Here is a 14,918-nt window from a genome sequence, read left to right as displayed (position 1 = left end):
AAGACCGCAGAAAGGTGTAGGTTGGAAGGGATTTTCTTGAGGAATACCCAATCCGACACCTCGAAATCGGGAAAAATCGTTTTTTAAATAACATTCATCAGTTGGGTTTATTCCTGGTGCCGGTCTGGTAGTTGTCCGGGCATACCGTAGCGACAAAACTACATTTTGCCTATTGGCCAGTAATGAACCCAACATGATGCTATTGTTACGATATTTATCGCCTGGAACACGGAAATTAGAGATCTGGCGCAGGACATAACAGAGATAAAAGCCCGGTTAAATAAACAGGAAACTTAGCCAGAACAACGTCTAAATCCCTACCGGGTAATGGTTAGTTTCACTATTTGGTCTATCTCGTTTGCCGGCAAATCTTTCGTATAGATAAATAGTCCTTCCTTCTGCTGTTTAAACTTAACTTTATTACCATTTTCAAATGAAACCGCTTGGCCAATGCTGTAATTAAAATTAGGCACGAAGATGAAATCTGTGTTCGTTGGTTTTAAGATATGCACAAATAATTCATTCTCTTTTCGGGTTATCACTCCCCAATCTTCAGGGGCAGCTACGGCACCTCTACTTCCGTAAATTGTTACTCCGTATTTTGCCAACCATTCTCCTGTCTTTTTAAGGGTTCCGATAAATTCAGGTTGAATTTCTCCATTGGGCATCGGCCCAACATTTAATAATAAATTTGCATTCCGGCCTGCCGCATTTACCAGATAATGGATTATCTGCTTGGGTGATTTATAAGCTCTATCCAGGATATTAAATCCCCAGGTTTTATTCATGGTTTCACAGGACTCCAAGGGCAACTGACTGACGGTAGATTCTGCTCCGAAACCGCCTTTATTCTCACCAGGCAGGTCTCTTTCGAACATTTGAAAGTCTTCTCCTGCAAGGGGGGTTAAATGATGATTATTCCCGATCAAGGTACCTGGACTTAATTGATGAATTAAGGCATATATCTCGTCATAATGCCAATTAGCAGTCTTACGCTGCCAGTGCCCGTCGAACCATATGGCTCCTATCTCTCCATAGTTTGTCAATAGCTCGGTCAGCTGGGCTTTCATAAATTGGATGTAACTGTCCCAATCCGTGTCTTGGGGAGCACCGTTCACAATTTTTTTTGTAAAGCCATAATCTTCCCGGGCCCAGTCTAACAGAGAATAATAAAAGTTAAGCTTGATGCCCTCTTTTTTACATTCTTCGGCCAATTCCTTTAAGGGATCTTTGCCATAAGGGGTTGCGTCGACAATGTTGTACGCTGAGGCGTTGGTCTTAAACATGCTAAAGCTATCATGGTGCCGGGTAGTAACAGTAATGTATTTCATCCCTGCTGCTTTAGCCACCTGAACCCATTCTTTGGCACTATAGGCCTGTGGATTGAAGAAGCTCGCCAGACGCTTATAGCTGTCGTATGGGATTTTTTGATTTAACATCACCCATTCTCCATCTCCTAAAATACTGTATACTCCCCAATGTATAAATAAACCAAATTTCATATCCTGAAACTCCTGTCGTCTGGCCAGATTCTCAGGAGATGGGGTGTATTCGGGCATGGGGTACGGATATTGCTGAGCGAAAGAAAACGCGGAAATGACACTGAATATACCTATTAAAATTACTCTTTTCATTCTTAGCAGATTAGCATTTAAAAATTTATATGGAGAAAATAAAAACTCAGTCATGACTGCTTTTCTCGGCATTTTTTACATTGACCCCTTTGAAATATTTTTCCAAAACATAAGGGGGTTGAAGATGATCTGGAATTTGCTTTAACAATTTGTAGTCGTATTCCAGAGGGAGAATCTTGGAGGGGTTTAGGGAGGAGGTATCATCCTGAGCCTGATGTGCATCCTTGAGTAGATTCATCATCTCTATTTTTTTATTATCATATGCAGTAATCGTGGCTAAGTTATTGATTTCCAAAGGGTCGGACTTCAAATTGAATAACTGTGAGAAATTACGTTCAGGATAGTAAATAAGCTTCCAGTCTTGATTTCGTATGGCTCTTGCCGTATTTCTGTAAACCGTATAAAGTGTTTCTCTTACCTCAGCAGCCTTACCATAAATAACGGGAGTTAAGCTTCTTCCATCCACACCCGATACCTTAGGTAGCTTACACAAATCGGCTAGGGTAGGAAATAAATCGTACAAATAAACCAAAGCCTCGCTTACCTTTTCCTTTGGAATATTGGGCCCGCTGATAATAAGCGGCACCTTGGTACTATGCTCGTACATGTCCTGCTTGCCTAATAAGCCATGACTTCCCATGGCCAGGCCGTTATCAGCGGCGTATACAATAATCGTATTATCGTAAAGTCCATTTTTTTTCAACGTATTAATGATATCACCAATCCTATTGTCCATATGTGTAATAAGGGCATAATAGTCTGCGAGGGACTCCTGGATTATTTCGGGTGTACGTGGCCAGGGTGCCAGGGTTTCATCCCTGATATTAAGGTTGTCAAATTCAAAGGGATGCAGCGCTTTAAAATTTCCGGGCAAGGGCAGCGATTCTGGTGCATACATCCCGATATGATCTTCACGGGGTGAGCGGGGATCGTGAGGGGCAGTGAAGGCTACATAGCAAAAAAAAGGTTTCTTCTTATCTGTAGCGGCATAATCATTGAGATATTCCATCGCTGATTCTGCAAAAATATCGGTAGAAAAACCTTTCATGGCAGGCTTTCCTAATTTGCCGTCGGGTCCCAAATCCCGACAAGGGACTTGATAGTGGCTACTCATTCCGGCTAACATAATATTTTTACCCTTCATAAAGGATGCTTCAAAAGACGAAGCCCCGTTATGCCATTTTCCCGTACCAAAGGTTTCGTAACCATATTTTGCAAAATGCATGGGCATGGTATATACCCCGTTCAATTTATCGTAAACATGAAAGAGGCTTTTCCCACTCATTAACATGGCTCTACTAGGAGCACATATGGCACCTTGGGTGCCACCCATAACATAAGCATTTTGGAACATTACACCCGAATGCGCTAACCGATCGATGGTTGGCGTCTGAATGTAAGTATTTCCGGCTGCCCCTATCGCATCGGCCCTTTGGTCATCGGCAAATATGAAAAGCACATTAGGCTTTTCATTAGGTTTGGCAGACTGAGCATCTGCGCCAATCGGGCATAGAAACAACACTAAAGAGCTTAAAATTAAGCACTTGGATAATTTACTAAAGGTATTAGGCAACATATAATTTAATTAATTGGTGATAACAGGATTTGGTCCCATTTCCATTTCTAAGGTCCCCCCAGCTGTAATTTCCTGGTGGCTGATCCAGAACCGGCCCAGAGGTTTACCGTTCAATTTGATTGTTTGGATGTAGATATTTTCGGGACTATTCTGACGGGCAATAATGGTAAACTTCTTTCCATTATAATATTTAGGATCTAAGCGAATTTCTACCTTGCTAAAAACCGGGCTCGTTATTTGATATTTATTATCGCCCGGACAAACAGGATGAATCCCCATGGCTGCCAACACATACCAGGCCGACATTTGACCTACATCTTCATTCCCGCAAAGGCCATATGGACCCACACCATAAGCAGCACTACATATCTTTCTGGTCCATTTTTGCGTAAGATGTGGTACCCCTGCAGTATTAAAAAGAAAGGGAACATGATGTACCGGCTCGTTAGCATGGTTATAGTAGTTATTCCATAAAAAATCGTCAGGGGTTTGTTCAAAAAAATGAGTTAATTCGGCCTTAAAGGCCTCTTCCCCACCCATCAATTTTTTCAAACCTTCAACATCATGAGGCACAAACCATCCCTGCTGGAATGGGTTGCTTTCAATACTGCCTTGCCCATGGACGGTCTTACCCTTCCATTCTGTCCAGTTCCCATTCTTGTCTCTGGCGTGAAACCAGTTGACATCCTTGTCCCAGATGGAGGCATAGGATTTGCTTTTTTTAAAATAGGATTTAGCGATATCGGGTTTATTTAATGACTGGGCAAAGGTTCCCAGACACCAATCGGTATAAGCATATTCCAAAGTTTTTGAAATCTGATTCGGAGTGAAGCCTGCAGAAGTATTGGCAAAAGTATCTACTGTGTTTTTTGAATAAGTAAAAGCCTTGTCGATATCATAATTCCGGATTCCCTTTTCATAAGCATCTACAATAACAGAAACCGCCGGATTTCCCAACATACAATTTGAATAGGAATTAAGCATTTCCCAACGTGGCAAGTAATTCTTCCCACTCAACTCCGCCATCTGAATCAGAGAATTGACTTCATCATTGACCAGAGAAGGATTGATAATGGTTTGAAGGGGGAATTGAGAACGAAATACGTCCCAGCCACTAAAGATGCTACGGTAGGTAAAACCCTGCGTTTTGTGCACCTTATTATCGGCCCCTATATAGTTTCCGTTGCTATCCGAGAAAGCGCGGGGATCAATCATCGTATGATAAAGCGCAGTATAAAATATGCTCTTTTCATCTTCAGTACCTCCCGAAACTGAGGTATTGTCAAGGGCTTTAGACCATAAATTACGGGCATTCCGATAGACTTCATCAAAATCCCAACCTCTGATATCCCATGCCAGATTTTCCTTGGCCCCCAGTACATTCACAAAGGATATACCGGTTTTGACCAATACTTCTTCCCCGTCCTGGGTGGAAAAGCTTGTGAAAAAACCCAAATGCTTCCCTTGAAATTCCTTTTTATCCTTATATATCTTTGCGTTGGCTACTGCCGCCTGATAAGGTTCAGTAGCAATATGTTTCATTTTCCTTGGTCCATCCGGGATATCTGCGCTCCATATACCATAATCTTTTAAGGGCTTACTGAACTGACAGTAGAAATACACCGTATAATTGGCGTTCCCTGCACCTGCTCCCCAGCCCCCACCTTCTGGAGGGCATTTCATCCAGCCCGAGATGGTATTTTCATTTTCGATTTTTATATACTGTTCTGTTGAAGTCCCTCCCACCCTGCGCGATAAGTCAATTTGTATTCTGGACGCTTGATTTTTGGGAAAGGTAAATCGGATGATACCGGCTCTGGCTGCGGCTGTAAGCTCCGCTTTAATCTTATAATCTTCGAGTATTACGCTGTAATAACCGGCTTTTGCCGTTTCTGTTTCATGCGAATATCGGGATCGGTAACCGCCTTCAGGATTTTCGGGAAGACCTCTGTTCGTACGTAGTGGTCCAGTAGCAGGGGTTATCAGGAAATTCCCCAAATCACCAAACCATCCCACTCCACTCATATGAGTAAAACTGAATCCCTCTAAGGTAGGATGCTCATAGGAATACCCAGAGCCATTATCTCCACCGGTATAGGTATCTGGGCTTAGCTGAACCAGGCCAAAGGGAGTCGCTGCTCCTGGAAAGGTTTTCCCAAACCCATGAGCATCCTTTGACTTTTTACCATAAGTCACCGCACCAATCATAGGATTGATATAGTCCACGGGGAGCTTTTGTGCGAATCCGCAGTGAGGTAAAACAGCTAAGGCGAAAAAAGTCAGAAGCGCTATTTTCTTAAGACCTGAAAGAAAGATATTAATAATGTCCCTACTCATTTTGAAATTATTCTGATTCACAATCCTATTCCTTATGACTCCCCATGGCACCATTCTTATAAACGTCAATTTCTACATCATTCTCCAGCTTTTTACCGGGAGTGCTTCGGCCATCTTTAATGATCTTCATCAGCTCATCTGTAAGTTTTGCTACCACTTTGGGATATTTCTTATAAAGATTAAACCGCTCTTGTTCATCAGTAAGAATATTATACAGCTGAACCTCGGGCATGTCATTTTTTCTAGCGATTTTGTCGGTGGGGTTGGTCCATCCTCCCGAGCCTGGGCATAGCTCCAGTTTCCACTTTCCCTCCCTAATGGAAAACATGCCATTGATGGAATGACTAACGATGGGATATTTCCTCTTCACTTTTTTCCCTAATAACAGGGGTAGCATGCTGAAGGAATCCTCCCCTGCCTCCACGGGGATCTTCAACCCGGTAATTTCGGCACAGGTAGCCATCAGATTAGTAGAACAAATGGTTTCCGTATTTAGGGTACCAGCTTCAATGGTGCCTGTCCACCGCACTATAAATGGAACCCGATGGCCTCCTTCCCATATATCTGACTTTGAGCCCCGAAACTGGGCGCTGGCATAATGCCCGAACTCACTTTCCAGTTTTTTGCCGTTGGCTGCCGGATAGGAACAACCATTGTCGCTGGTAAATATCACCAGCGTATTTTCATCCAATCCGTTGGCTGCTAAAGCACTCATAATCTGCCCCACAACGTCGTCGGTTTGCATGACAAAATCGCCGTAATCTCCTACCCCACTTTTCCCTTGCCACTGAGCCGAAGGAACAATAGGTGAATGCGGTGAATTTAATGCCAGATACAGGAAGAAGGGTTTCGTTTGTTTCGACTGCTCTGAAATATAATTGCACGCCCTTTTGCTGAGCAAGTCCAGCATATCGATAGGGGGCACCTCTCCGACTACCCGATCATTTTCTATGAGCGTAGACATGGAAGCAGCATGATGAAATCCATAATAATAATCGAACCCACGCGTAGTCGGCCCATCGGGTATCCTGGTGCCCACCGGTACTCCTGATGAATAATTTTTGTTTTTCACCGCTAGGCTATCCCCGTTTTCGTCCACAAAATGAAAGCCCAAATGCCATTTACCGATGGCAGCTGATCGGTAGTCTGCCTGAGATAGCAGCCTAGGTACAGTCAATCTATTTTTATCGATTAAAGGTTCGAATTCCCTTCCTCCTAGCAATACCCCTTCCTGAAGATGCGAACGCCAGGCATACCTTCCTGTTAAGACTCCATAGCGTGTAGGCGTACATACCGACGAACCAGAATGAGCATCGGTGAAAGTCATGGATTGCTGCGCCAACTTATCGAGATTTGGGGTAGGTATTTTCCCCCTCGATTTATTTAAATACTGTACATCACCATAGCCCAGGTCGTCGCATAGGATATAAATGATATTAGGAGTTTTCTGTCCATAAATTTTATCAGCACTGCCCAACCAGCAAAGAAGTATACCAAAGCATACAAGTTTATTTAAGCGCATATTTTTATTTCAATTTTAATTCTGTGAGTTTGCTACTAAGCAGATTACCGTCCTTATCGAACAATCCGGCCCTGACGGTCATACCCGGTTTTAAGGCCACCACCCCATCATATCTCATGGCGTTACTGGTCGGGATGGTACCGTCAACAGTATAATAAATAGTATATCCCTCTGCTTCGGTCAAAAGATAAAGCATGGCCTTCTGGTTTAACTTGTCCAGGGCATAAGAGCCGTAAATACTATAGAGGCTCCTGGAAAAATTAATATCGTCCCTTTTTAATCTCGCGAAATGGTCTTCCACAGTCGATTGAAATCGGGACCAGTTTTTAACTGCTGGATTGCTCCAGGCAACCTCGGCATTGGCTAAGGCTCTTGGGTAAAGCATATATTCGGTATGCTCTGGAGTAGGGGTAAACTCAGCCCATAAACATGCCTGCGTGCCTAAAACCAAATCAGCTTCTGCTTTTGTGAGCTCCTGAGGGATGGGTTCATGATTGTAAAGCTTAGACAGCGTCACGATGCCCTTAGGACCCTCCGCCTCCAGTTCATTGGGACCCTGGACCTGACTGATATAGGAATGTTGAAAAGAGGTCATAATGGTTGGGTACCCACTCCTAGGCGCATCGATCTCCGGGCTGTGCATTCCCCGGCGCCATGCCATAATGGTAGCTCCCTTCGCTCCTTTGCCACTCAATATTTCATCCCATCCGATCATCTTCTTCCCCTTACTAACCACGATGGCATTCATTCTTTGAATAAAATAGCTCTGCAATTCTTCGACATTCTGGAGCTGTTGATCCTTCACGGTTATCTGACAATGTGGACATTTGAGCCAATTTCTCTTGTCACACTCATCTCCGCCTATATGCAGATACGGAGAGGGGAATAATGCGGCTACTTCCGATATCACATGCTCCAAAAACTGGTAGGTGTTTTCTCTCCCTGCACACAAAGCATTATCCGGGGCTTTCCCCCCTACAGCCACTTCGAAATTCGATTTTTCGAAACAAAAAAGTTCGGGATAGGAAGCAATCAAAGCCTTGCTATGGGCAGGTACATCTATTTCAGGTATGACTTCTACATTTCTTATCCGGGCATATTCAATAATTTCCTTAACCTCTTCCTGAGTATAGAACCCACCCACAGGCTTCGGCTCTTCGGCCATGGCCGGACTCCGTTGCCACCAGGAGATGCCTTCCCTATCTGCACGCCAGGCACCTTTCTGAGTCAGCTTTGGATACTTTTTGATCTCTATTCTCCAGCCTTGGTCATCTGTGAGATGCCAATGAAATTTATTGATTTTATAGGCTGAAAATTGATCAATCTGTTTTAGGATAAATTCCTTGGATCTGAAATGTCGGGAAACATCCAGCATCATTCCTCTCCATGCAAAGCGAGGCTGATCATTAATCGCTAACACTGGAATATTGATTTCACCCGATGCTCCTACCGGTATCAACTGCCTTAAGGATTGGAATGCGTTAAACATTCCAGCGTAATCGCCGGCCTTAATCACTATTTTATCCGGGTCTACCCGTAGCTGATACGCTTCACTCGGAAGTGAAATATCTACCGATTTTTCAAAAAGGATATAATGATTAGACCCTGTTTTTCTTCCGGAATAGACTTGCAGATCCATTCCCAGATCGGTCTTTAGTTTCGAAGTTAAATAGGGTTTTAAATCGTCAGCATACTCTTTTGGAATGTATATTTTTGTTTTGGCAGAAAGCTTAAAAGCCCCAACCCCCATTTTCACCTCCTGTGGCTGCGGAATGATAGCTATGGATTTACCGGGATGAGAAATTCCTAGTAATATGAATAAGCACAGCAGAAGGAAACCTATCTTCCCTTCCTTTAAATAGTATTGATTCGATGAGGTATTTTTTATCATATTCGATATAATTCAATCCTTAAGACCTAAGGAGTTTTATTCTTTTATTTCCGCCTGTACCTGTGCCGCTAATGAGGTTTCTTTTTTTGCAGATTCTCCTCATACATTGCGCTCAGACCCTTCTATCTCATCATGTTGACTTCCGTTTTTCTTGTATAAAACCAGTCCCATTTTGTGTGATATTCCTTCAGGCCTACAATTTCTTTAATTCAGCATTGAAAATATATTTCTGTCCCTTTTCAGTGTCAAACGAGAGGTGATGACCTTTATACTTCAAGCTGCATTTATTTCCCGACTTCGACCAGACCTCAAGACGAGACAGCTCCCCGTTTTTCCATTGAAAAGACAGCTCAAACCCTCCTCTTGCGCATAATCCTCGAACCTCTCCCTGAGCCAGCGCATCGGGCAAAGCAGGCAAAAGATTTATATATTCCAAATGGCTTTGCATCAGCATTTCTATAACTCCTGAGGTGCCACCAAAATTACCATCAATCTGAAAAGGAGGATGTGCATCAAATAAGTTAGGATAAGTACCTCCACGTGCTGGTTTCCCAGGTACTTCGGCAGGGCTTAGCAATTTATGAAGTAACCGATAAGCCCGGTTACCGTCTAGAAATCTGGCCCAAAAATTAATTTTCCATGCCAGACTCCAGCCTGTGCCATTATCCCCTCGATACATTAGCGACTGTTTGGCTGCATCAAAAAATTCGGGGGTCTCCTCCGGATTGAGTTCATTGCCTGGATATACCGACCACAAATGGGATACATGACGATGATGCTCATCAGGGTTGTCTTTGTCTTGTAACCACTCCTGCAACTGACCATGTTTACCAATCTGGTAGGGTTGTATCTGAGGAATCAATTTTTTCAGATCATGAGCAAGGGCTTGATCTTGATTTAAAATTTCAGAGGCTTGTACGACCATTTTGAATAATGCTCTGATTATCTCATGGTCCATAGTAGGCCCTGCCACCAAGCCTCCAATTTCCGGGGAGGTAGAGGGGCTGCTGATTAGATAACCAGTCACCTTATCTTTGACCAAAAAATCGGTAAAAAATAGCGCGGCATCCCGCATGAGTGGATACTTCTCTTTTAAGAAAGTGAGGTCCTGCGTATACAAATAATATTCCCAAATATGGGTACTTAGCCAGGCGGCTCCTGTAACCCAAATGCCATGATTGGAATGGTTAACAGGGGCAGCTCCACGCCAGATATCCGTATTATGGTGGAGAACCCAACCTCTGGCATCATAATGTTCTTTCGCGACAATGCTTCCAGATTGTGCACATTCTTCTATCAACTTAAATAGGGGGTCATGGCATTCCGAAAGATTCGTACTTTCCACGGCCCAGTAGTTCATCTCAGTATTGATATTGGTTGTGTAGCTACTAAACCAGGGAGGTGTTAGCTTATCATTCCATATCCCTTGTAAAGTTGCCGGATTTGTACCCGGTCTGCTTGAGGCAATGGTGAGATAGCGGCTATACTGCATGTATAAGGCTATTAGTTGCGGGTCGTTGGGCTCCTTAGCAAAGGCAAAAAGCCTTTCGTTGGTAGCCAGGCCCGATTTCTCATTGGTTCCGAAGCTTATCTGAAAACGATTATAAAGTGATTGGTAATCGGCGATGTGATCGGCTTTAACCTGACTAAAAGACTTGCTTTTTATCTTAGCGATTTGGGCCCTAACCAACTCCATAGGATTAGCACTTACATCCTTAAAATTTTTATAATTTGTAGCGGCACATAGGTAGATAGACGCTTGGGAGGCTGCCCTAATCTGCAATTTGCCATCAACCACCTTTAAATTACCGTCGGTTTTTAGCGTTAAGGTAGCCACTCCGTTCAGCACCCCATCTTTAACTTTGACGGTTAAAGTCTGTGTACCATCCTTGGAAACGATCGTTTTTTCCTCATGGGGAGCATCCAGATAGAGTGCAAAATTTAATGACTTCGATTGGCTAGCACTCAGTTCGACAGCGATGGTCTGATCGGGATAGCTGGCCAGCACTTCTCTTTCATATTTCACTTTACCGACCGAATAAGAGGTTCTGCAAAGAGCATTGTCTAGGTCGAGCACCCGATTATAATTGCTATAATTCTCGTGCCCTTCAAAGTCAATATACAAATCTCCGAAAGGTTGATAGGCCTTTTGCTGTAAAGGGACACTCATAAACTTCTCACTTGCCAGCTTCTGAGCTTCAATTTGCTTCCCTTCAGCAAGTAGATTTCTAATTTCACTCAAATAGGTTTTGGCTCCTGGGTGCGCATAGTCATGAGGAGCTCCCTTCCAAAGGGTTTCTTGGTTAAATTGGATATGTTCCTGTGTAACGCCTGAAAACACCATCCCACCCAGACTTCCATTTCCTATTGGCAAGGCTTCTGTCCATTTTTCTGCAGGGGTATGATATACCAGGTGATGCTTTTCTTGAGCCATAATGACCGAGGACAGGCCCAAGAAAAGACAAACCGTATGGATTAATTTTTTCATTTTCTGATCTATTTCTATGCAGTATGATTAATCATTCCAGTGCTTGGCAATAATGGCAAGGATCTCATCATTACCTTCATCTGTATCCCCTAATAATTTTCGCTGGCGAATAATTTCCTTCTTCATTTGGGTGATAATAGACTGATATTTTTTATCCTTGTATCCGTTATGAACCTCTAATGGATCCTCCTGAAGGTCATGAAAATCCCAATATAGTGTAGGTTCTTCTCCTGGCTTATATCCATTCTCTTTTAATCCGTTCCCGTAGTAAAAAGCCAGCTTGTATCTGCTGCCGCGGATACCAAAATGCCCGGGTCTGTCTTTGGAGCTTTCCCAATAGCGGTAATAGCCATACTTACGCCAGTTTTTAGGGGTATTTCCTTTTAAGTTTTCCCGGAAGCTAACCCCCTGCATGGAAGTGGGATAAGGGATACCCGCATAGTCAGCGAAAAGTGCCGAGAAGTCTACATTTTCGATCAGATCCTTATTCCGTGTCTTGGCGGGAATTTCTTTAGGGTACCGAATTACGAAGGGCATCCGGATAGACTCCTCGTAGATCAATCTCTTGTCAAACCAGCCATGCTCGCCCAGGAAGTAGCCCTGATCGGAGGTGTAAATTACAATGGTATTCTCTGCCAAACCATTCTTGTCCAAATAGTCTAAGAGTCTGCCTATATTATCATCTATGGCTGCTGCACACCTCATATAATCCTTGATGAACTTTTGGTAGGTTTTCATCCTTGCTTCCTTCCAGGCCAACCCATCTACTGAGAAAGGCAGACCGGGGTACATCAGATGATGAACCCAATGAGAAGGATCCTCACTGGCATAGAGCATACGTCTCTGCAGTTCGTCAATAGATTGTCCTTTTAACGGGCGATTGGTTGTTTCGGGCCCGTTGTCCCAGAAAGTTGGTGGCACAGGAATGTCGATATCGTTATATAAATCTTTGAATCTTTCGGGATAGTCAAAAGGCTCATGCGTAGCTTTAAAGTGGGTCATCATCATAAAGGGCTTTGATTTGTCCCGATTTTCAATCCATTCGATGGACTTATCCGTAACAATATCAGAGCTGAAACCTTTGTGCACTTTTCCTCCTTTCTCATTGGGTTGCCAGTCTCCCTTACTAATCATAGTCGGGTCGAAGTAAACACCTTGACCCGGGAATACGCTGTAATAATCAAAACCAGAAGGCTCCTGCTTCAAATGCCACTTGCCGATCAAGGAGGTTTGATACCCTCCATTCTGAAGGTGTTTTTGTATATTATCGACTTCTGGGTTTAGCCCTCCACCCAGTGTCTTTATTCCATTGATATGGCTGTATTGTCCGGTAACAATAGAAGCTCGGCTCGGTACACAAATGGAATTGGAGACCAGGCAGTTATCCAGAACACAGCCCTCATTGGCTAGGCGGGTGATATTATCGACTTTGACATAGTCTTTTAAAAAACCTCCATATATCCCCCAGGATTGCGAGGTATGGTCATCGGCCATAATAAATAATATATTAGGCTTTTGAGGTTTTTTATCGTCTTTAAAACTACTGAAGAGACATAAACCTATGACAAGGATGGAATAGAATTTTAATTTCTTGAGCATGATATACTATTAAAGTTAAGGGCTTAGGAAGTGAATAGCGGGAAGTCCTGAAACTTATTATTTCGGGACTTCCCTACTCTCATTAGGTCAGTATAGTCTTATATATCGCTACCCATAGGTAGGCATTCATTTACCAGCCAGGGTTATTGGGTTTAAGATTAGGATTCACCGAAATTTCGTCCGTAGGGATAGGGTTTAAGTAGTCTCGTTCTGGCTTAAAACCGTATCCAGATGCTCCCACAGCTGTAAAATAGGGATCAAGATAGTTTTCACTATCGACCTTTAAATTGCCGGCAGCATTTTTCAAAAGTTGTTCATAGTAGGCACCGCGGGGTCTTTGCCCTACAAATAAGGCATGAGCTCTCCAGCGCATTAAATCGTCGAATCGGAAACCTTCGTTCATCAGCTCTACGGTACGCTCTCTTCTGATTTCCTGTAAAACAGGGGTTAAGGAATAGCCATAATCAGGCCAGTTAGGATCTGTCACGATGGAGGACATCACCAACTCGGGCATATTCACACTTTTTCTCTTCCGGAGCTGGTTAATCGAAAGGTCCATATCGGCCTGGGTAATTGTCCCCAGCTCAGCCTTGGCTTCTGCATATATGAGGAGGGCCTCCGCATAGCGCATAATTATTTTGGCTGTGTTTCTTGTAAAGTTACCCGTGGTTGCGTCAATTTGGGGAATGCGATATTTCTGGGATTCATAACCTCCCACTGCTGAATTGTTGGTCGTTAGCTTTGGCACGACAAAGGGGGTAACGGCTCCACTAAGGGCAATAGAAAGGGTATCACCAGGTACCATTACGGTGGCGGCCAATCGAGGATCCCGATTTGTTTCCAGCTTTGAGAGTTGCTGATCACCCTGATATAGGGGGCTAAGCGCATAAGGAAGTCCATCCTTACATAAATAGCTGCGTATTGCAAAGAGTGTATAGGAGCTACGGTTGGGCCATGAAATTTGCAAATCGTTCCCATAGGCATTGCCCAACGCAAAGTTATATTGCTTCCACAAGATAACTTCCGGGTTATTACTCAGGGAAGTTTGGTTAAATAAATTGGCATAACTCGTATGAAGACTAAGCGTTTTGTCATCGATAAGTCGTTTGGCTGCCGCTGCCGCTTGCTCCAGATACACTGTGCCTGTTGAGCCCTCCACTCCATAAGCAGTCCCCTTATGGTATTTTTCCCAGGTTCCTTCATAAAGCGCAATGGAAGCTTTCAATAACAATGCGGCTTCTTTGTTGATCCGGGGATTATTATTGGTTAAAGCGGCCTTGGTTTTCAAAAGAGCGATTGCCTGATCCAGATCTGCCAACATGAAATCGACTACCTTATTACGTGGGTCTCTGCCTTTATATAAATACTCTACATCGTTATTGCTGATATATTTATCTATAATAGGCAAATCACCATAGGACTTCAATAAAATAAAATAGTAATAAGCTCTAAAAAACAAACCCTCTCCCTTGTATTGATCGATGTCGGAGGTAGCCCCTGAAGCTTTATCTACATTGGCCAAAAAGTAATTGGCTTTCCTGACATTTCCCCAAAACCAAACCGAGTTGCTGGAAGTAGCCGGTATAGTGACATTCCCAAGCAACCTGTTGGACGGGTCCGTAGACGATAAGCTAAGATCGGTGCCATTATCGGGCATGGCCGAAAATCCATTTCCAACCCCGGCCCAGCCCGGTAAATTTTGATAAAATGAGTTGCTATACAACTCCAGGTCTCCGGTGGTTTTCCAAAATTCAGGCTCAGAAATTTCATCCAGAGGATTTCTGTCCAGAAAATCATTTTTACAAGAGTTCAGGGCAAGAAAACTAAATACTAAAATTAAATATCTTAACTTTTTCATGTTCTTCATAAAT

At 43.3% G+C, this 14,918-nt stretch carries 8 protein-coding genes; all 8 read right to left on the bottom strand.

The window, feature by feature from the left end; all coding sequences use genetic code 11:
- Positions 1-317: 317 nt before the first annotated feature.
- The 8 genes from X939_RS0109840 to X939_RS0109805 all read right to left on the bottom strand — a co-directional run bounded on the left by X939_RS0109840 (position 318) and on the right by X939_RS0109805 (position 14,905).
- On the bottom strand, positions 318-1,634 hold the full coding sequence (locus tag X939_RS0109840; protein WP_052353433.1) for an alpha-L-fucosidase: 1,317 nt from the start codon (positions 1,632-1,634) through the stop codon (positions 318-320).
- 46 nt (positions 1,635-1,680) lie between these two features.
- Positions 1,681-3,156 carry a sulfatase family protein gene (locus tag X939_RS0109835; protein WP_044199106.1) on the bottom strand — a complete coding sequence of 492 codons (1,476 nt, stop codon included), beginning with the start codon at positions 3,154-3,156 and terminating at the stop codon, positions 1,681-1,683.
- A 63-nt stretch (positions 3,157-3,219) separates the two neighbouring features.
- Complete coding sequence (locus tag X939_RS0109830) at positions 3,220-5,547, bottom strand: GH92 family glycosyl hydrolase (protein ID WP_052353451.1); 2,328 nt, start codon at positions 5,545-5,547, stop codon at positions 3,220-3,222.
- Positions 5,548-5,572: 25 nt separating this feature from the next.
- Positions 5,573-7,069, bottom strand: coding sequence for a sulfatase family protein (locus tag X939_RS0109825; RefSeq protein WP_025763088.1), 1,497 nt, complete (start codon positions 7,067-7,069; stop codon positions 5,573-5,575).
- 4 nt (positions 7,070-7,073) lie between these two features.
- Positions 7,074-8,960 carry a beta-N-acetylhexosaminidase gene (locus tag X939_RS0109820; RefSeq protein WP_025763087.1) on the bottom strand — a complete coding sequence of 629 codons (1,887 nt, stop codon included), beginning with the start codon at positions 8,958-8,960 and terminating at the stop codon, positions 7,074-7,076.
- A 193-nt stretch (positions 8,961-9,153) separates the two neighbouring features.
- Complete coding sequence (locus X939_RS0109815) at positions 9,154-11,448, bottom strand: glycoside hydrolase family 95 protein (protein ID WP_025763086.1); 2,295 nt, start codon at positions 11,446-11,448, stop codon at positions 9,154-9,156.
- Positions 11,449-11,475: 27 nt separating this feature from the next.
- Entirely contained in the window at positions 11,476-13,047 is a 1,572-nt protein-coding gene (locus X939_RS0109810; protein ID WP_025763085.1) for a sulfatase family protein, read from the bottom strand.
- Positions 13,048-13,177: 130 nt separating this feature from the next.
- On the bottom strand, positions 13,178-14,905 hold the full coding sequence (locus tag X939_RS0109805; protein ID WP_025763083.1) for a RagB/SusD family nutrient uptake outer membrane protein: 1,728 nt from the start codon (positions 14,903-14,905) through the stop codon (positions 13,178-13,180).
- Between the last annotated feature and the right edge of the window lie 13 nt (positions 14,906-14,918).

This window comes from Dyadobacter tibetensis Y620-1, assembly GCF_000566685.1.
In the GTDB taxonomy this organism is placed as follows: domain Bacteria; phylum Bacteroidota; class Bacteroidia; order Cytophagales; family Spirosomataceae; genus Dyadobacter; species Dyadobacter tibetensis.
This window is presented reverse-complemented; position numbering and strand designations above follow the sequence as displayed.